This is a genomic window from Paenibacillus sp. FSL R10-2199 (assembly GCF_038000235.1).
GTDB classification, from domain to species: domain Bacteria; phylum Bacillota; class Bacilli; order Paenibacillales; family Paenibacillaceae; genus Paenibacillus_AQ; species Paenibacillus_AQ phytohabitans.
Genome location: NZ_JBBOBO010000001.1, coordinates 5443743 through 5463962, shown reverse-complemented (window position 1 = coordinate 5463962; position 20220 = coordinate 5443743). Strand labels below are relative to the sequence as shown.

The 20220-nt window shown below is 49.1% G+C and carries 16 protein-coding genes; all 16 read left to right on the top strand.

Annotated elements, in window-relative coordinates:
- Positions 1 to 84 precede the first annotated feature (84 nt).
- The 16 genes from NYE33_RS23895 (at position 85) to NYE33_RS23820 (ending at position 19990) form a co-directional block, all read left to right on the top strand.
- Positions 85 to 1206: a phosphodiester glycosidase family protein gene (locus NYE33_RS23895; RefSeq protein ID WP_341067911.1), complete on the top strand. Its 1122-nt coding sequence runs from the start codon at positions 85 to 87 to the stop codon at positions 1204 to 1206.
- A gap of 118 nt (positions 1207 to 1324) precedes the next feature.
- Positions 1325 to 2257: a LysR family transcriptional regulator gene (locus NYE33_RS23890; protein WP_039291538.1), complete on the top strand. Its 933-nt coding sequence runs from the start codon at positions 1325 to 1327 to the stop codon at positions 2255 to 2257.
- Between the two features lie 15 nt (positions 2258 to 2272).
- Positions 2273 to 3388 (top strand): 5-methyltetrahydropteroyltriglutamate--homocysteine S-methyltransferase, encoded by a 1116-nt coding sequence (locus NYE33_RS23885; protein ID WP_341067908.1) that lies wholly within the window; start codon positions 2273 to 2275, stop codon positions 3386 to 3388.
- A gap of 853 nt (positions 3389 to 4241) precedes the next feature.
- Complete coding sequence (gene lysS / locus NYE33_RS23880) at positions 4242 to 5795, top strand: lysine--tRNA ligase (RefSeq protein ID WP_341067907.1); 1554 nt, start codon at positions 4242 to 4244, stop codon at positions 5793 to 5795.
- A gap of 94 nt (positions 5796 to 5889) precedes the next feature.
- The gene (locus NYE33_RS23875) at positions 5890 to 6609 is read left to right on the top strand and encodes a YebC/PmpR family DNA-binding transcriptional regulator (RefSeq protein ID WP_039291545.1); all 720 of its coding nucleotides are present in this window, start codon (positions 5890 to 5892) and stop codon (positions 6607 to 6609) included.
- 139 nt (positions 6610 to 6748) lie between these two features.
- Entirely contained in the window at positions 6749 to 6928 is a 180-nt protein-coding gene (locus tag NYE33_RS23870; protein ID WP_042137123.1) for a hypothetical protein, read from the top strand.
- Between the two features lie 191 nt (positions 6929 to 7119).
- Positions 7120 to 7554, top strand: a complete 435-nt coding sequence (locus NYE33_RS23865) for an NUDIX hydrolase (RefSeq protein ID WP_076248310.1) — start codon at positions 7120 to 7122, stop codon at positions 7552 to 7554.
- Between the two features lie 122 nt (positions 7555 to 7676).
- The gene (locus tag NYE33_RS23860) at positions 7677 to 8441 is read left to right on the top strand and encodes a TSUP family transporter (RefSeq protein WP_042137127.1); all 765 of its coding nucleotides are present in this window, start codon (positions 7677 to 7679) and stop codon (positions 8439 to 8441) included.
- 23 nt (positions 8442 to 8464) lie between these two features.
- Positions 8465 to 8908 (top strand): GNAT family N-acetyltransferase, encoded by a 444-nt coding sequence (locus NYE33_RS23855; RefSeq protein ID WP_179093642.1) that lies wholly within the window; start codon positions 8465 to 8467, stop codon positions 8906 to 8908.
- Complete coding sequence (locus NYE33_RS23850; RefSeq protein ID WP_341067905.1) at positions 8905 to 10077, top strand: alanyl-tRNA editing protein; 1173 nt, start codon at positions 8905 to 8907, stop codon at positions 10075 to 10077. The genes NYE33_RS23855 and NYE33_RS23850 overlap by 4 nt, the downstream gene beginning before the upstream one ends.
- 130 nt (positions 10078 to 10207) lie before the next feature.
- On the top strand, positions 10208 to 11779 hold the full coding sequence (locus NYE33_RS23845) for an ABC-F family ATP-binding cassette domain-containing protein (protein ID WP_042137130.1): 1572 nt from the start codon (positions 10208 to 10210) through the stop codon (positions 11777 to 11779).
- 136 nt (positions 11780 to 11915) lie between these two features.
- Positions 11916 to 14267, top strand: coding sequence for an ABC transporter permease (locus NYE33_RS23840; protein WP_341067904.1), 2352 nt, complete (start codon positions 11916 to 11918; stop codon positions 14265 to 14267).
- A gap of 47 nt (positions 14268 to 14314) precedes the next feature.
- Complete coding sequence (locus NYE33_RS23835; protein WP_042137133.1) at positions 14315 to 15091, top strand: ABC transporter ATP-binding protein; 777 nt, start codon at positions 14315 to 14317, stop codon at positions 15089 to 15091.
- 22 nt (positions 15092 to 15113) lie between these two features.
- Positions 15114 to 15794 (top strand): response regulator transcription factor, encoded by a 681-nt coding sequence (locus NYE33_RS23830; protein ID WP_042137134.1) that lies wholly within the window; start codon positions 15114 to 15116, stop codon positions 15792 to 15794.
- Positions 15781 to 17067 (top strand): HAMP domain-containing sensor histidine kinase, encoded by a 1287-nt coding sequence (locus NYE33_RS23825; RefSeq protein ID WP_341067903.1) that lies wholly within the window; start codon positions 15781 to 15783, stop codon positions 17065 to 17067. The genes NYE33_RS23830 and NYE33_RS23825 overlap by 14 nt, the downstream gene beginning before the upstream one ends.
- Before the next feature lie 214 nt (positions 17068 to 17281).
- Positions 17282 to 19990: a KAP family P-loop NTPase fold protein gene (locus NYE33_RS23820; RefSeq protein WP_341067902.1), complete on the top strand. Its 2709-nt coding sequence runs from the start codon at positions 17282 to 17284 to the stop codon at positions 19988 to 19990.
- Positions 19991 to 20220 lie beyond the last annotated feature (230 nt).

The following is a 20220-nucleotide window of genomic DNA, read 5'->3' as shown; positions in this document are numbered from 1 at the left end:
TAAACTTCTATATTGGTCTATTATGAGATATGTGAGTTTATAGAAGTATACAACAAAAGGTTTGTTTAGGGAGGATATTTAGAAGTGAATTCTTCATCATTACCGCAACGTTCCATTGTCCGCAAGAAGAAAAAACCGGCCCGCAAGCGCAAGAAAAGGGGCTTTTTCCGTACAGTCTTCAGAGTATTTATGTTCTGCCTCATCCTGCTGATTGTAGCCGGAGGCTGGCTCTACCTTGCACCGTCTGCCCAGAACACCCGCTATCTTATCGCTGATACGCTGATTACGACACAACACCGGTATATGGCCAAATACATTATTGGTGAAGATGAGCTCAAGAACCGCGTCAGCGAATATACAGAACGGTTCCAGGAGATGGGCGATGAGGTGGATACCCATGTGATTGAGCCGGAGCCCGTGGTCCCGGAGGATAAACCGCTGGTCGAGATTGAAAAGGTGAACGGCAGCGGGTACGCAGGTTATGTGATGATTGTTAACGATCCGAAGAAGGTTCGCCTCGGTGTACCTAATAAGATCGGTTCAGGGGAAAAGGTATCCAGTATGGTGGCGCGGACTGGCGCAATCGCCGGGGTGAACGGCGGAGGCTTCGCCGACCCGAACTGGAAGGGCAATGGCTTCAAGCCGATCGGGCTGGTCGTCTCGCAAGGGAAGCTGTACTATAACGGACTTGGCGGCAAGAAGTCTACGCAGATTGTGGGTCTCGATAAAGAAGGCAAAATGATTGCCGGAAATTACACGTTAGATGAGCTGAGCAAGATGGGTGTGCAAGAGGCGGTGACTTTTCAGCCGCGGATTATCGTGAATGGCAAAGGCCAGATCAAGAATGCCGCTGAAGGCTGGGGGATCGCCCCAAGAACGGCTATGGGCCAGCGGGCGGACGGTGCACTGATCTTCGTGGTCATTGACGGGCGGCAGCCGGGCTACAGCATCGGGGCGAACCTGTATGATGTGCAGCAGATTATGCTGAAGCAGGGTGCTGTGATCGCAGCCAATCTGGACGGGGGATCATCCACTGTACTGGTGAAGGACAACGAGATTCTTAACAAGCCTTCTTCACAATACGGGGAGCGTTATCTGCCTACGGCATTCCTGGTGTTTGAGAATCCCGAGCAGGCGGATATCAAGAACATCTGGGAAGGACTGGATCCGTCCAAAATCGATGCAGGCAAGAAGCGGACCCAATAACTTCAGCTTTTCACGCTGCATATTCCCTAGTAGATTGGGCGCGGCAAGGTGTGATAGGATAACTATTAAATTCTTATTTGTAGCATAGGTGAATTCCTTGATCAGAGGGGGAACAGGTTTGACATTGCAGCAGCTCCGCTACGCAATTGAGATTGCGAACAGCGGCTCTATGAACGAAGCGGCCAAAAGGCTATTTGTGTCACAGCCCAGCCTCTCGAATGCTATCAAGGAGCTGGAGAGCGAGCTTGGCATTACAATCTTCGAACGCAACAACCGGGGGATCAGCATCTCGGCGGAAGGCATGGAGTTTCTGGGCTATGCCCGGCAGATTATTGAACAAACGGAGTTTATGGAGAACCGCTATACCGGCAAGAAACGCAGTCCGATCTACTTTTCGGTATCAACGCAGCACTATGCTTTTGTTACGGACGCATTTGTGAAGCTGATGAAGGAGAGTAAGATAGCGGAATACAATTTCAGCCTGCGGGAGACGCAGACCTATGAGATTATTGAGGATGTGCGTACCCTGCGCAGCGATATTGGTATTCTGTATATCAATGAGAGTAACTATAAGGTAATGAACAAGCTGTTCAGCGACGGGAACCTGAAGTTTACACCGCTATTCAATACGAATCCGCATGTATATGTTCGGGCAGGACATGTGCTGGCCGGCAAAGAGAGAATCACTATTGATGATATTCTTGCGTTTCCTTATATTACTTTTGAGCAGGGGGATAACAATTCACTGCACTTCTCGGAGGAAATGCTTAGCTTCACACAGATTGAGAAGAATATTAAAGTTACCGACCGGGCCACACTGACTCATCTGCTGCTCGGAAGCGACTCGTATACGGTAGGCACAGGGATAATGGCCTCTGAGCTGAATGATGCAGGACTGGTCACTATTCCTTTTGACAGCAAAGAGGTGTTCTCTGTCGGCTGGATTGCCCACAAGGACCGTAAACCGAGCGAGATTATGTCGGGGTATATTAACATTCTGAATGATCTGGTGTCGGATAATTATTTCGAGCTTGAATCATTCCTACTTTAACAGCAGGAGGGACGTATGAGTAGTCCAGTTATCGGATCGACAAGAAATGCACCGCCCTTTCGCTATGACATTGTCGGAAGCTTCCTGCGGCCAGAGGCGCTCAAAGCTGCGCGCAGCCTGCATGCCCAAGGTACCATGACCGCCGGGGAACTGCGTGAGGTGGAGAACATAGAGATTGCCAAGCTGCTCCAGCAGCAGAAATCCCTGGGGCTGCATGCCGTAACCGATGGCGAGTTCCGCCGCTCCTGGTGGCATCTTGATTTCTTCTTCGGGGTACAGGGGACGCAGAAGATCACACTCGGGCCGGCCGGCAGCTCCAAGGAACCGGTGAACCGGGCCGAGAGCTTCAAGATTACCGGGAAAATCGCATTCGGCGACCATCCTATGGTGGCAGACTTCAGCAGTCTGCAGCAGATGGCCGGAGACACGCTTGCCAAAATGACGATTCCCTCACCGGCGCTGTTTCATTTCGTGCAGGATTATAACGGAAACGAGGTCTACTCGGATTCCGCAACGCTGTATGGAGATATCATCCGGGTGTACCGGGATGCGATACAGGCCTTCTATGATGCCGGCTGCCGGTATCTGCAGCTGGATGATACCACGTGGGGCACACTTTGCAGCGGCAAACACCGGGCGCATCTGCGCAGCAGAGGCGTCGATCCCGACCAACTGGCGAAGGACTATGTCCGGCTGATTAATGAGAGCATCGCTGCGCGCCCTGCGGATATGACGATTGCGCTGCATGTGTGCAGAGGTAATCTCCGCTCGACTTGGTTTGCTGCCGGGGGGTACGGGCCAGTTGCCGAAGAGCTGTTCGCTGGCGCCGAAGTGGACGCGTTCTTCCTGGAGCATGACAATGAACGTTCCGGTGATTTCGAACCGCTGCGCTTTATTCGTAACCAATTTGTTGTGCTGGGGCTGGTCACCACCAAGCATGGCGGCCTGGAGAACAAAGAGCAGCTCAAAGCCCGGATCGCCGAAGCATCACAATACGTGGATATTAATCAGCTTTGTCTCAGCACCCAATGCGGCTTCGCCTCCTCCGAGGAAGGGAATATCCTGACGGAAGAAGAACAGTGGGACAAGCTGCGGCTGGTGATTGAGACGGCGGATGAGGTTTGGGTGTAGAAGGTATATGCTGCATAGAGAGCGGGGTTGTACGAAGGGGTGACCTGCTCTCTTTTTTGAGGGGAGATATAAGATATATGCTTCGCCAGGACCTGATGGGATGGGGGGGTGACCACCACCTTGGGCCAAGCACCACGCGCCGGGATGAGGACCCGGAATTAGTTGGATTTAATCCACTTGCTGATGAACAAATGGTCCCTGTCAAGGTAGCAGTTGGAAAAACAACACTTAAATGATCATCTTTCACCCAGAGCAGCAAAAACCAATAGTATTAGATGTCATTTATCCACTTGCTTTCACTAATACTTCAGAAATGGGGAAATTAAGATACGTTTTTCCACTTGCTTATCGTGCGAGGCGGTACCCAAACAGCTTCCACACCGGCATCTCCCCAAGGGGGGGACTGTTCCCGGTTAATGCTTTGTTATTGACAGAACCCAGCTCCCGCAGTACACTTGCAAATAATTACTTACATACACACAAGCGATGAAGAGAAGAGTAGGCAGGCGGCAGCGTTCACAGAGAGCTCCAGAGTGGTGAAAGGGGGCAGCGAAGCGTCTGATCTGAAAAAAGTCTCTGAGCTGCATACGGAATTGGGCACGGCGCCCAAGGATGCTATGCCGGGATCTCCCGTTACAGAGATAGGGTATAAGCGTAATGGCCGTACCCGAAGAGGCGGGCCTGGCAACATGTCCGCGAACAGAGGTGGTACCACGAAGCTTATTCAAGCTCTCGTCCTCAAGATAACAATCTTGAGGGCGGGAGCTTTTTTGCGTTCCCGGGCGGCCGGGCGTCGTGCCAAGTCAAACAGGCTCCACATGAACTCCATACTAACAGTAGAGGTGATTTGCCAATGCATTGGGCAGAAAAAATTGCAGGCCAGTTAATAGAAAACCATCCGGAGCGGCAGACTTTTGTATGTGCATCGGGGATCAGTCCGTCCGGATCGGTCCATATCGGAAATTTCCGCGAGATTGTGACCACTTCGTTTGTAGCCAAAGCGCTGCGGCGGGCGGGGAAGGAGGTACGGTTCATTTTCTCGTGGGATGACTTTGACCGGTTCCGGAAGGTGCCGAAGCTTGTGGACCCTGCGTTCGGACAATATATAGGGCTGCCATATTCGCAGGTTCCCTGTCCGCATGGCTGCCATACTTCGTACGCGGCACATTTCGAGGCGGAGTTTGAGCAGGCGCTGCAGGCATTTGAGATCGAGCCTGAATTCATCTATCAGAGCCGGGAATACCAGTCACACCGCTATAATCCGGCAATCCTGCATGCCCTGCGCCACCGGGAAGAGATCTACGATATTCTGATGTCGTTCAAAACTGGCGAGAGCTCTGCGGAAGACCGGGCAGCTTTTTATCCGGTGAATGTATACTGCGGACGGTGTGGAAAAGATGCGACAACGATTCACAGCTTCGACGACAGCGCAGAGACCGTGGTGTACAGCTGTAAGTGCGGTCATGCCGATACCATATGTGTTCCTGAGGCTGACAACATGAAGCTGCACTGGAAAATCGACTGGCCGATGCGCTGGAACATGGAGCAGGTAGTCTTTGAGCCCGGCGGACGTGATCACTCGTCTGAAACCGGAAGCTATAATGTAGCCGCAGTGATCTCGGAGCGAATCTTCGGGAACCCGCCGCCGATGTATGTGCCTTATGAATTTATCAGCATTAAAGGCAGCTACGCCAAAATGTCCAGCTCTTCCGGGCATAATTACACACCCGATGATCTGCTGAACATATATGCCCCGGAGAATATCCTGTTCCTGTTCGCCAAATACCAGCCGAATGCGGCTTTTCATATTGGACTGGATGAGGATGTGCTGCGCAATTATGCGGAGTTCGAGCGATATGCTGCTGGAGTTCATGCCGGAACATTAACGGGTGATCTTGCGGATGCGCTGGAGTTATCGTTGCTTAGCGGCTCTACCGGAACGTCCCCGAGCTTCAGTCAGGTGTCCAGTCTGCTGCCATTAATCAACTTCGACCGGGAACTGCTCCGGGATATTCTCACCAAGAATGGGGAGAAGGCAGATGAGCATCAGCTGCTGCTGACGGCGGACCGGGCGGAGCACTGGATCAGAAACTGGATGCCGCACAAGCTGATTACGGTCAATTCTTCGCCGGACTTAGCCTATTATCATACACTGGACGCGGCAGAGCTGAAATGGCTGCGCACCCTTTGCAGTCTGCTAAGAAACTGTGAGCTGGATGAAACGCAGAGAATGACCCAAATCTACGCCATCTGTCATCATGAGGACAAAAAAACAATGCGGACTCAGCAAAAAAGGCTGTTCACCATTATCTATCAGCTGGTTCTGAGTGCGGATGAAGGCCCGCGTCTGCCGATGCTTATTCAGGCTGCGGGGACGGAGCGGATGCTGTCTTTACTGGATTTATGAATGGAGCCGGACGGCCCTTTACGGGATATATCGAACAGAGGTATAATGTACAGGACTGTTTTTAATCAAATGTTGGAAAGCGAGCGGTAACGATATGGGTCGTAAGTGGAATAATATTAAGGAAAAGAAAGCATCCAAGGATGCCAATACAAGTAAGGTCTACGCCAAGTTCGGTGTAGAAATCTATGTTGTTGCTAAGAAGGGTGAACCTGATCCCGAATCCAACCGTGCACTGAAGGTGGTTCTGGAACGGGCCAAAACTTACAATGTGCCGAAGGCGATTATCGACCGCGCACTTGAAAAGGCAAAAGGCAGCGGCGACGAAAATTACGTGGAGCTTCGTTATGAAGGCTTCGGGCCAAGCGGTTCGATGATCGTGGTCGATGCGCTGACGAATAACGTTAACCGTACAGCTCCGCTGGTACGCTCCACCTTCAGCAAGAACGGCGGCAATATGGGTGTCAGCGGCTCGGTAACGTATATGTTCGATCCGACAGCGGTAATCGGTGTAGAAGGCAAAACTGCGGATGAAGTGATGGAGCTGCTGATTGAAGCAGACCTGGATGTCCGTGATGTGCTGGAAGAGGATGAAGCAGTGATCGTATATGCCGAACCCGACCAGTTCCACGCTGTACAGGAAGCTTTCCGCGGCGCAGGCATTACGGAATTCACCGTAGCCGAGCTGACTCTGCTTCCACAGAATTATGTGGCCCTGCCTGAAGATGCACAGGCGCAGTTCGAGAAGCTGATTGACGCTCTCGAAGAACTGGACGATGTGCAGCAGGTCTACCACAACGTGGATTCGGAAGAATAGAATAAGCTGCTTTGCTAAGCGGACAAGCCTATTTCGGGCTTGTCCGCTTTTTTACTTCTGCCATGCTGTGTATATTCTGTACCGATCTTTGCCAAAATAAACCGAACCGAGCAGCACACTACGTAGAGGAGGCAATATAGTGGAGGAATTTACAACACCGGATAAGAACCTGGTTAATACCGTCAAGGAGCTTGATCAGGACCCGGTCACCAGTCAGGAAGCGCAGCAGATGGAGCAGAAGAAGAGTGACATCCGCAAGGAATCCCTGAGGGATGACAAAACGACCTATAAGAAAAATGAGCAAAATACGTATAAATGATTTGTTCCTGTAAATGTAGCAGGGACCAAGCGGGCGGTGAGGGTAACCTCACCGCTTTTTTGGCTTTCGATGAAGTAGACAGTACCATTCCCGTCTGACAAAGCTCACCCTGGTATGCTATAGTCGATTGTAAATATGCAAACTAGCGTTCTCTTTAATTGGTTGGCTGATCAAACAGGAGGAATTAATAAATGGAACCTTTCCGGTTGTTGAGTGTAGTCCATGTATTTCTGATCAAGGATGGGCAGATATTGCTACTGCGGCGCTCGAATACAGGGCATCACGATGGAGAATACGGTCTGCCTGCGGGCAAGCTGGAAGGAGGAGAAGAGCTTCATTCCGCCGCCATCCGTGAAGTCCGGGAAGAGTGCGGAGCTGTTATCGCGCCTTCTGACCTTGAAATGCTCGGAGCGATGCATATCCGGATTTCCGGAAATGAACGGATTGATTTCTTCTTCAAAGCGGAGCATTGGAGTGGTGAGATTAGCAACACCGAGCCTGATAAATGCGATGATTTACGCTGGTTCCCGCTGGATGATCTTCCGGAGAATATCATCCCTTTTGTGCAGGAGGCATGGAGCAAATTCAGAGACGGTGTCTGGTTTGCTTCACATGGATGGGCGTGACAGAAGTAACCAGAGCCGAGCGCAATTTCACAAATCTATGGTGCATCCCGCCAAAATTGTGTATGCTGAATGAAGTTTACTGAAAACAAATGTAAAGTACATAGCAGGGGGATTTCCGCAGGATGGAAGATTGGACGATTGGCATGGTGGCAGTATTGGTGCTTTGCGGTTTTTTGGCCGGATTAATTGACTCTGTGGTAGGCGGGGGAGGACTGATTGCAATTCCTGCACTGCTGTCTGTAGGGATTCCGCTTCCTCTGCTCCTGGGCAGCAGCAAATTAGCCGGGTCAATGTGCTCGCTGACCAGTACGGCCTCTTTCGTGCGCTCCGGCAAAATCAATTTCAAGCTGGTCCGGACACTGATTCCGTTGTCCATTATAGGTGCGGTGGCCGGTACACTTACCGTCCGCCAGGTGCCATCAGAGTTTCTAAAGCCGCTGGTCATTGTGATGCTGGTAGTGATAACGGTCTATACTTTGTTCAAAAAAGCATGGGGAGACGTATCCACCTTCTCCGGCAGCAATGGCAGAACACGGCTGATCGGGATTATCGCGGCACTGGTCATAGGCTTCTACGATGGTTTCTTCGGACCGGGAACCGGATCTTTTCTGATCTTTGCTTTTCTGATGATGGGCTTCGAATTTGTTACGGCCGCCGGCAATGCCAAAATGCTGAATTTCGCCAGCAACATCACGAGTCTGCTTACGTTTATTGCCCTCGGCTCTGTCAGCTATACCCATGGGCTGATCCTGGGCATTCCGATGGTGATCGGAGCTATTGTCGGCTCCAGAATAGCTATCCGCAATGGAGCGGCTTACATCCGCCCGCTATTCATAACAGTTACTGTTATATTGATCGGCAAGCAGATATGGGATACGATGCATTAAGTACATATAATGGAGTGGATGAGATGGAGATCAGAATCATACAGAAAGAAGAAGCATGGAAACTGAGGCATGAAGTGATGTGGCCCGAGCGTGAGCCGGATTACATCAAGCTGGCGGATGATGAGCTGGGCGTGCATTACGGGCTGTATCTGGGAGAACAGCTGGTGTCAGTGTTATCCCTGTTCATTAATGGTACAGAAGCACAGTTCCGCAAGTTTGCTACGCTGGAGCTGGAACAGGGTCTGGGCTACGGCAGCAGACTGCTGCAGACCGTACTGAAAGAGGCAGAGCAGGCAGGGGTACAGCGGATCTATTGCAACGCAAGAACCTACAAAGCTGGCTTCTACAAGAAATTTGGAATGCAGGCGACAGAAGAAGTGTTCAGCAAAGGCGGCAAGGACTATGTCGTAATGGAAAGGTTCTTCACGCCCGCTGAAGACGACAAACAGAAAGGAGTTTACCCATGACTAAGAAGCTGTATTATGAATCAGCTTATTTGAATGAATGGAGTACAACTATAAGCGGAACCTTAGAACGTGAAGACGGGATTTATGTGACGCTTGCGGAGACAGCCTTCTATCCCCATGGGGGCGGACAGCCTTGTGATACAGGGTACATAGGTGAACTTCCAGTGCTGGATGTAGTGCTGGAAGATAATGAGGTGCTTCATAAGGTAGCGCAGCTTCCTGCGCATACAGAGGTTAACTGCAGAATCGACTGGAACCGGAGATTTGACCATATGCAGCAGCACAGCGGACAGCATCTGCTGTCGGCGGTCTTCCGTGATTTGTACCAGGCCATGACCCTTAGCTTCCATCTAGGAAGTGACTATGCCACGATTGACATCGGGCTGCCGGAGCTGTCTGCTGCGCAGATGGCGGAGGCTGAACAGGAGGTCAACCGGCAGATTTACCTGAACCGGAGCATTGTCAGCTACTTCGTAAAAGCAGAAGAAATGGCCAGGCTGCCGCTTGTGAAGCTGCCTAAGGTGACAGAGGATATCAGGATTGTTGAGATAGAAGGTGTCGAACACAACGCCTGCGGGGGGACGCATGTAGCTTCAACAGGAGCCATCGGCATGATCAAGCTGCTGCGCTCCGAGAAGCAGAAGGGCAACACCCGGATTACCTTCAAATGCGGAAGCCGCGCACTGGATGAATTCAATGACAATGTACGTATTCTGGGGCAGCTGTCAGCCAGGTTCAATACGGGTAAGGACGAAATTATCGGCCGGTTTGAGAAATGGGAGCATGAGCAGAAGCTGGTGCAGACTGAACTGGCTGCGCTTAAGGAACAGAATGATATCTATCTGGCCCGGGAGCTATTATCCGCCATGGAACCAGGCAGCCGGGTGATTACGCATATCTCCGACACCAGAACGCTGAAGGATTTGCAGAGTCTGGCTGTGAAGCTTACTGCGCTGACCGACCTTCCTGTTCTGTTGCTGAGCGCGGTGGAGAATAAGGTGGTACTCGCCCGCAGCGGTGCTGCGGATCTGTCCTGCGGGGCCTTCTTCAAAGCCCATCTCGGCGAATACCAGGGCAAAGGCGGCGGCAGCGACAAGCTGGCCCAGGCCGGCTTCCCGGCTTGGGGAGCAGCAGTGGCGTTTTATGATTTTGCCCAAAAACAACTCTAATTTCAAGTGAAAAGGCCGCAGATCGCGGCCTTTTGTGTAATCGGAGAACGGGAATACGGATTTAATGTTATAATCACCTCTGTGTGCGGATAGATGAATTCTGATGTTATGAACCAGAGGGGCGATAGGTTTGAGTGTAATACGTATGGAGAACGTGACTAAGAAATATGAGGATACATTGATCTTCAGAGATATCTATTTCCGTGTAAGCAAAGGCGAACGCATAGGTCTAATCGGACGCAATGGTGCAGGTAAATCAACGGTGTTCAAGCTGATCATGGGACAAGAACAGCCAACGGCCGGGAACGTGGAGCTGGACCCGAAGGTTAAGATCAGTTACTTTTCCCAATTCTCGGAGCTATCCGGGTCCTTGTCTGTTCAACAGGAGCTGGAGCTGTGCTTCGGGCAGGTGACGCTAATCGAACAGGAGCTGCATCAGATCGGGGAACAGCTTGGGCAAGTAACGGATGATAACCAGATGAATACCCTGTTAGAACGGCAAGCGGAGCTTTTTGAACAGATGGATCATTTGGATGGCTGGAATGTCTCGGTGGAGATTAATACGGTGCTCACTAAACTGGGATTTGATGAGAGATCACGGCATCAGCCAGTAGAGGAGTTATCAGGAGGGTGGCGGAACCGCGCGGCACTGGCCAAGGTCTTAATTGAGGTGCCCGATGTCGTATTGCTCGATGAACCTACCAACTTTTTGGATATGGAAGGAATCGTATGGCTCGAGCAGTGGCTGCACCGTTTCACCGGGGCGATGCTTTTGGTCTCACATGACCGGCAGTTTATTGACAGGGTAGTTACACGGACCATAGAGATCGAGAATTATCATTTTCAGGAGTACGAAGGCAATTATACCGATTATGTTCAAAAAAAGAAGATGCGCAAAAAGGTGCTCGACCGTCAGTTTGAATGGGAAGAAGAACTTCTGCTTATGGAGTCTGAAGCCATTGATACCCGGGGCCGTAAAAAGTCTCCCAAAGACCGCCTGTCGCGCAAGCTGACGGAGATCAAAAAGCGGGTGGAGCCGCATCCGGTGAATGTCCTGATTACCGATATTTATAGCAATTTGCGTTTTCCGGACAAGCTCGGTGAAGTGAAGGGAATTGGCCAGACGTATGATGGCCGGACTATCTTCCAGAACATTAGCTTCGACATCCAAAAGGAAGACCGGATGGTCATAGTCGGCCCTAACGGAAGCGGGAAATCGACGCTAATCAAGGTGTTGACGGGTCAGGAGGAGCCGGATTCCGGGGTTGTGACCTGGGAGCGAGGTGTCAGTTACGCGTATTTCAATCGTATGTGGGACGAGCTTGATCCTAAAGATACAGTAAGTCATGCGGTTAATGTGTATGGTCTGGGACTCGATGCGCCGCGGAAAAAAGTGAACAAATTCCTGTCTATGCTGCAATTCTCTGAAGTGGATTTGAGTAAAAGGATCGGACATCTATCCGGCGGCCAGCAGGCCAGAGTAGCGTTAGCGAAATGTCTTCTCTCCGGTGCTGCTGTGATCATCCTGGATGAGCCTACCAATCATCTGGACCTGACCAGTATTCAAGTGATGGAGCAGGCACTCATTCATTTTCCCGGAGCGGTAGTTACGGTCAGCCATGACCGGTTCTTTATTGATAAAATAGCGACGAAGATGCTTACCTTTGACCCGGAATCGGGGATCTCGGAGCAGGACGTTTAGGCTGGAAGCAAGCAGAGAGCTATGGATCATTCCGTAGCTCTTTTTTTGCGCGGACTTCTTTTGCAGCGACTTAAGGATTATTTAATAATTGACCCGCTATACTCAGGACAGAGCTTGACGAAAGGAGAACAACATCGTGTTCCTGAAAATACTTAAAAAAGATCTGCGGCGTAAAAAAGTGATGAATACCGTTCTATTGGTACTCATTATTCTGGCTTCAACGCTCGTAGCAAGCAGCTCCAGCCTGATGTATTCGACGTCCAGTGCCCTCGACAGCTTTATTGACAAGAGCCGTGTGGCCGATCTTAATATCACACTGGCGGATAATCCCGAATATAACGGGGCGGTCCAGGACTGGGTTCGGAATGAGAAGAGAGTGGAGACGGCGTATACGGAGAAACAAATCAGTCTTTCACTGGAGCAAATCAAGATGCCAGAGGGGCGTACCAGCTTTTCCGGCAATACAAGTCTTGTACTGTCCGCCATCCCGGAACAGGTGAACCTGATTTTCGGCGCAGATAATGAGCCCTATACCCTTCAGCAAGGGGAGATTGGACTGCCTACGAACCTGATGCTGACTAGCGGCATCCAAACCGGAGACCGGATCAGCTTCCAGCTGGAAGGGATTACGAGAACTTTTACCGTCAGCGGTTACTTCAAGGATGCATTTATGGGTTCGAATCTGCTGGGCCTCAAACGTCTGATAATCTCCACAGAAGACTTTAACGAAATTGAGAAGACGCTGGCGGAGAATTCCCGCGTGAATTTATGGAGTTTCAACGCTGTTCCGGGTATCGAGCCTACTGAACTGTCCGGAGCCTTTGCCGGTGCGGATCTGCCGATTAACTTCGAGGTCGACAAGTCGCTCGTTGCGATGTCCTATATGACAGACCGGATCATCTCCGCAATGATGTTTGCGATTAGCCTGTTCCTGATCTTCATTGCCTTTCTTACCCTGCGCTTCACGATTGTCTCTACATTGCAGGATGAGTACAAGGAGATCGGTGTGATGAAGGCGATTGGCTTCAGGAACCACGCGATCAAACAGCTCTATTTAACGAAATATATGGGGCTGTCCTTGCTTGGCGGCATCATCGGACTTGGAATCAGTCTTCCGCTTACAGGGCTGATGTCCGGCAGGACTTCGCAGTATATGATTCTGCCGGGCGGCAGTATCAGCATCATTATATCCGCGTGCAGTACTGTAGCCATTATAGGTTTCATTCTGCTGTTCTGTTTGCTCTGTATGCGCAAGATTAACAAGGCTTCCGCCATTGACGCCATCCGGCAAGGCCAGACAGGAGAACGCTTCAAGGCTTCCCGCAGAATTCATTTACATAAAAGCCGCTACCTGCACACCGCATTCTTCCTGGCGCTGAGCGATGTGCTGAACCGGTTGAAGAGCTACACTTCACTCATCCTGACTCTTGTCCTGAGTACAGCGATCATCCTCATCCCGGTTAATCTGACCAATACGATCGTTACCCCTAAGTTTTTAGAGTATTTCGGCACAGTCGGGGCGGATTTCTATACCAAAACGGAAATGACTGAGAAGTCTGTGGATGAGATCCAGCGGGAAAAGGCGATACTCAGCCAGAGCTTCCGCGATAAAGGCTTCGATGTCTCGCTCACGGCCAACTATGCGCTCCTGATCAAATATATCTCAGATGACGGTCAGGATAACCGGCGCATCAACGCCCAGAAGAATGATCAGGATGAGTCCATTCCATATCTGGAGGGCACTGCCCCTATACTTAAGAATGAAATTGCCATAACGAGCATCATGTCCGAGAAGTACGGTAAGCAGGTAGGGGATACTATTGAGTTTGAAATGGATGGCAAGCAAAGCACTTTCATGATAAGCGGACTGTTCCAGAGTATCTCTAACGAAGGTTATGGCGTCTGGATTGCACGGGATTACAACCCGAAGGTTATATCAGCTTACCTGTTTTCTGGTAATATCCATGCCCCGGAGGAGCAGAAGGCTGAAATTATTAAGGACATTCAGAGCCAAATCAGCGGACTTAACATCAAATCGGGGATGGAAATGCTGGGAGAGACTACCGGAGGGTTCATGAGCCAGCTGCGCAGCCTCAATGCACTGCTCACGGCGATTATCTGCATTATTACGTTCTTTATTACGAGTCTGTTCGTCAGGTTGATGATTACGAAGGAAGTACACGGCATTGCGGTCATGAAAAGCATCGGCTTCACGAATTCAGCCATCCGGCTGTGGCAGGTACTGCGCATTCTGATTATCATGGCTGCCTCATTAATCCTTGGGGTGATCGCAGCGAATACCCTTGGAGGACGTCTGCTCGGCATCATCTTCAGGATATTTGGTCTGACGAAGCTGGACCTCGTCATCATTCCTCTTCAGGTCTATGTCTTCTATCCGCTCCTGATGCTTGCTGTCGTCATGCTGGCGGTATACACCAGCTGCGGACAAATCAGGCGCGTGCAGATCTGGAATATGAATAAAGAATGAGTGAGTATTAGCGAACTGCAAACAACTACCCAAGGAGGAATACAGAAATGGCAGCCGTACTGGAAGTAACCAATCTATGCAAAACCTATATTGTAAACAAAGGACAGAATAATGTCCTGCGGAATATTAATCTTACGCTTCATGAAGGAGAGTTCGTGTCCGTAATGGGACCGTCCGGATCGGGCAAATCAACGCTACTCTATACTGTCAGCGGGATGGACCGGCTCACGGCGGGGGAAGTGGTGTTTGACGGGCAGAGCCTCTCACAGCTCTCCGAGAAAGAGATGGCCGGGCTGCGCCTGCATAAGATGGGGTTCATCTTTCAGCAGATGCATATGCTGAGCAATCTGTCCGTTTATGATAATATCATTCTATCGGGCTATCAGGCGCTATCCGGCAAAGGAAGCGGGCGCAGCCGCAGCGATGTCAATCAGTACGCCGATGCTCTAATGCGGAAGCTGAATATAATTGAAACTGCGGCACATGACATTACAGAGGTATCCGGGGGACAGCTGCAGCGGGCCTGTATATGCCGGGCGCTGATTAATGAGCCGGCGATGCTGTTTGCCGATGAGCCGACAGGTGCGCTCAACTCAAAAGCAGCCCAGGAAGTAATGAATGAGCTGTGCCGGATCAACCGTGAGGGAACAACCGTTATGATTGTAACCCATGATGTGAAGGTCGCCGCACAGAGCGATAAGGTATTATATATGGTGGACGGAAATATTCAGGGCGAGCATGTCCTGGGCAAATATTCGCCGGAGCAGGGTTCGAGGGAACGTGAGCGCAGCCTGACGGGCTGGCTGATGGAGATGGGCTGGTAACAAGCAGCAGGAGGAGATAGCCGTGGCGGATATTCTGATCATTGAAGACAATGCGGAGCTGGCGGAGGTGATTAAGGATTTTTTGCAGGTGGAGGGTTATTCTGTATTCATTGCAGACACCGGAGAAAAGGGACTGGCATATCTGGAAGTACACGCGGTCAAGCTGTTGCTGCTCGATATTATGCTGCCGGAGCTTGACGGCTTCGCCGTCTGCAGACTCGCCAGAGAGAAGTTCAATTTGCCGATTCTGATTATGAGTGCACGCCATGGGGATGACAATAAGATTATCGGTCTGGAGCTGGGTGCAGATGACTATCTGGAGAAGCCTTTTTCGGTCAACCTGCTGACAGCCAAGGTCAAAGCACATCTGCGGCGCAGCTATGAGATGAACGATGATAAGCAGCTGCTGGCTGATGGAGACCTTACAGTTAACCGGACCTCGATGACGGTGTATAGAGGCGGGCAGCCGCTCGGGATGACGGCCAAGGAATATGAGCTGCTGGTGCTGCTGATGAATAACAAGGGAAAGGCTCTGCGCAAAGAGTGGCTGTTCCAGCAGGTATGGGGAGCAGACAGCTTCAGTGAGCCTTCTACGCTGACGGTACATATGAATAAGCTGCGGGACAAAATCGAACTGAACCCCAAAGAGCCGAGGCGGATTGTAACCGTCTGGGGGGTAGGATACAAATATGAAGGCATTTAACCGGCTGATTCTCTGGACATTACTCGCCGGGTTCATCGTGATTGCCATTCTGAATGGATATGTATCCTACCGGGAAGTACGGGAGCCCGGCAAAGCTTACCGGGTGGAGATCAACCGGATTATTGATCAGGTGCAGCGCGGGGTGCTGCCGGAAGAGATTATACTTACTCCGGGAGATTATACATACGTTAACGGATTAAGCTGGATAGATCAGGGGGCGGAAGCACAGGCTGTTGAGCGGTTTTTTGCCGGAATAGGTGTAGCGGATTCATACGAATTCACGGTCAAACCTGTCTATCTGGAGCAGCAGCTGACAGGGTATTTAAGGTTCTCATACCGGTTGCCCGGTGCGGATCACAGCGTGTTCCTGATCCTGAATGTGTTCCTGCTGGCGGCGCTTGGGGCGGTGACTGCACTGCTGTTCTATATCCGGAGGCAGATCCTGCAGCCGTTTCACACCTTACAGGAGTTGCCTTACGAGTTATCCAGAGGCCAATTAAATACAGGCATGAAGGAGCACCGGAGCCGGTTCTTCGGCCGTTTCGTATGGGGGCTGGACCTGCTGCGGCAGACACTGGATGCCCAGAAGCAGACCAATCTCCGCCTGGAAAAAGACCGCCAGACGCTGGTCGCCTCCCTGTCACATGAGCTCAAAACACCAGTCGCCGCAATCAGGCTGTACGCCAGTGCCCTAGACGGCAGCCTCTATGACAGTGAAGAGAAACGCCAAGCGGCCGCCAGGCTGATCGGCCGGAAAGCGGAGCAGATGGAGCAGCTGATCGGGGATATTATCACGGCCTCGGTCTCCTCCCTGCAGGAGATGGAGGTCGTGCCGGGAGAGTTCTACATCAGTGAGTTGATCAGGAAGGTTGTCCCGGGTCATAAAGAACGGCTGGAGCTGCTGAAGATAGAGCTGAAGGTGGGGCCTTATCAGGACAAGCTGCTGTTGGGTGATATGGATAGGCTGCTTGAAGTACTTAATAATCTTATCGAGAATGCGATAAAATACGGCGATGGCGGTACGGTCAGCATGACCTTCCGGGAAGAGGAGTACCGCCAGCTCATCGTCATTGAGAATTCAGGCGAACCGCTATTGCTGGGCGAGCTGCCCCATATCTTCACCAGCTTCTGGCGCGGCTCCAACGCGGACGGGAAGCCGGGCAACGGTCTCGGCCTATTCATCTGCAAGCAGCTGCTGGTGAAGATGGGCGGCGACATCTTCGCGGAGCCTCTGGAGCATGGGATGCGGTTTGTGGTGGTGCTGCGGTACTGAGGTATGTGCCTCATATTAGCCTTGTTTCGTTGACAATCTTAAAGGAAGCTGACAAAAAAACTCAAACCTAGGTTTGAGTTTTTTTGTCAGTAGGGAGACTGGGATTTCGAATAAATACTGGTGTTAACGGCAGTACTCAACCTATAATATGATTACTGGGATTTTATGCAATCTTGAACCCATCTACTTTTAATAACAAAGGGTGAATTTAGGATTGAAAACGATTTTTAAGTGGCTCAATCATATTAAGTTTTGGGCAATTAAGCTCCTTCCATTGATAATGACAACAGCTTTCATTTATTTCGGGCTACTGGTTTTAAGGGTTTCTGGAGCAGCGTTATTCGGCAGGGATTATGCAGGTTATGACAGGCAACTGATTATATTTGTTTATTCTTTTATTGGATTATTTATGGTGTGGGGTTACTTACGGGTACTCTGGTCTTCTGGCCCATGGAGTGATAACCCGCTAACCAAAAGAAAATTGCTTCGCATTAATGGCGTAGCGCTAGCGATTTTATTGGATCATATAATGAATGATCATAATTCTGGTTTGAACAAACCGTTGTTTTCCATTTTATATGATGTGACTTACATTTTTGCTGGATTGTCACTAGTGAGGTTGGAAATTTCTTTTCTGCTATTCTCAATCCTTAAGTATGAGCAGGCCGATAGATTACGCAGGCTTGCCTACCGGATGGAATTCTTAAAAAGCATTATTGCGGATAATAAAGGTACAGGCGCTGGTACAGATAACGATAAAACTCAGAAACCCGGTTTCAACACGGAAGGTTCACTCGGAAAGGAAGGAAAGGATAAACTTAATCGTGAAGAATTTGCCAAGCATGTTGCCCAAACCATTGAAAAACATATAAGTACTGCTAATGAAGGGGCATTGACGATTGGATTATATGGTCCTTGGGGTTCAGGGAAGTCCTCAATTTTTGACATGATGGAAAGGGTGTTTGTCAGTAAAGAGGACAAGCCGGTTATCGTCCGATTTCAGCCCTGGTTCTTTGGGAAAGATTATATGAACCTAATTCCCGAATTTTTGAATAAACTCATAGATTCCATTAAAGAGCATTCCCCAGATTATGATGCCGGGCTAATTCATGATCTGAAAACATACAGGAAATTCCTGACTCCGATAAGCCTGAGACCTCCCGGACTGATCATTAACCTTAAGGATTTTCCAACAAATACAGTATTCAGTAAAGATTATCAAGATGCTGAAGAGTTGCGTGAACATATTGTAAACCGGCTGAAGAAGGCCAAAATCAAACTTGTTGTTTTTATTGATGATTTGGACCGGCTGGATAATAAAGAAATTCAAATGGTATTCAAGTTAGTGCGTATGATTGCAGATTTCCCCAAGACTACCTATGTTATTGCACTAGATGAGGAGATTGTCAGCAATTCGCTGGCACAGCTCTATTCCAAGGATTTCTCGAAAAATGTTGGGAAAGAGTATTTAGAAAAATTCATTCAAGTTCCGTTATACATTCCAGCCTGTGATCCTGTGCTCTTGGCTAAGCTTGGTTGGGAGATGATAAAGCCGATATTGGTGGCAGAAGAACTTGAGATTAACCAGAGACAGATCAGTGAAATTCTAACAGAACTGAAAGTCTCTCCGCGCAATTTGCAGCGCCTGACTAATTTGTTACAGCTATTTCTGCCATTACTTAAGAAAGATGTATTTCCACTTGATCTGATTAGATTATTAACCATCAAAGTTAGTAAACCGAATTTATTCGATTTTATTGTGGAGCATGGTGATTTCTTTCTCGGTAAAACTGAAGATGAAGAAACGCAGTCTGTATTACGTAAGGAATTAAAGAAAGATTATGCTCAATATCTGTTCGTGATAAAGAAGCTTTTCCCTTTAATGGATACCAATCAGAGAGATGAGAAATGGAAGCTGCAAAAACGGATAGGCGATCCTGAGTACTTCTGGACCTATTTCATGTATTCAGTGCCGCAAAATAAATTGTCTGAGAATGATATGGATAATTTCTACTCTGCGTTGGAATCAGAAAATTCTAAGGCTAAAGCTGAAGAACAGCAGAACTATCTGGTTCGAAAGACATCACCAGAAGTGTTTTACCGGAAGCTGGAAGAGAAAATCGCTTCGTCTAATGAGAACAGAAATTTGATGCTCCTTATATATTTGACTACTAAATTCAACGCGGAATATGATAAGGAGAAATCTTATACATATAGTATTGAAGGTAAAACGATAACTTCCCTGTTCTCTCATTTATACAATAGTCCTTGGAGAACATCTGCCATCAACATTATATTCGCAAACAATGCTACCAATCTCGCTCTGACGGGGATAGTCTATGCTCAAATAACCAGCGAAGAAGAGCTTAAGAAAGATATTCAAAACTATTTATCGACCTGCTTTTCTTATTCACTGTTAATGGGGCATCATGAAGATGACATAAGAAGAATATATCATGCTTGGTCGGAAACTGCGGAGGAAGATGTAAAACAAAATATACTAAAAAATTGGTCTAGTCAATATGGAATCGAAGCTATAATAAGATTTCTTATGACAGATGTTCCATACGAAGATATGCTACTATTAGAATCTTACATAAATGTACTGAAGTACGTACCATTACACACAATTGAAAAGGGTTTAACAGGTTTAGAACATATTAAATCAGTTTCCAATATGATTGATGAGTTCAATATGGGTGGGAATCGTTATTTGATAATCCTCAGCTATATGCATAATACGATGTATGATTTTGTTCTCAATACGTTGAAGTTGATAGAGGAAAAAGACGGACTGTTAACATTTGAATTTTCACAAAAAGCTACAAGCTTATGTGAGTTGGGCAATTCGGAGCATATCGAAGAGATTATCCGTTTGCAAAACAAGTTATTATTTAATGATATTCACCAGGATTTTGCATAGATACTAAAACTGAACCGGCTGCTTGCCATAGGGGCAAACCATAATCCATACTTAAATCATTATTAAAAGACCTGACTGGCAGCCATTAGCCGGATCAGGTCTTTTAATATGCGGGTCTTATAGAGCGGCTTATTCAGCCTCAGACAGTCACGCCATCAACAATACAGAAGAAGCTTTGATGATAGCCGTAACAGGGGAGCCTTCAAAAGTGAATTTCCATTATTGTCGAC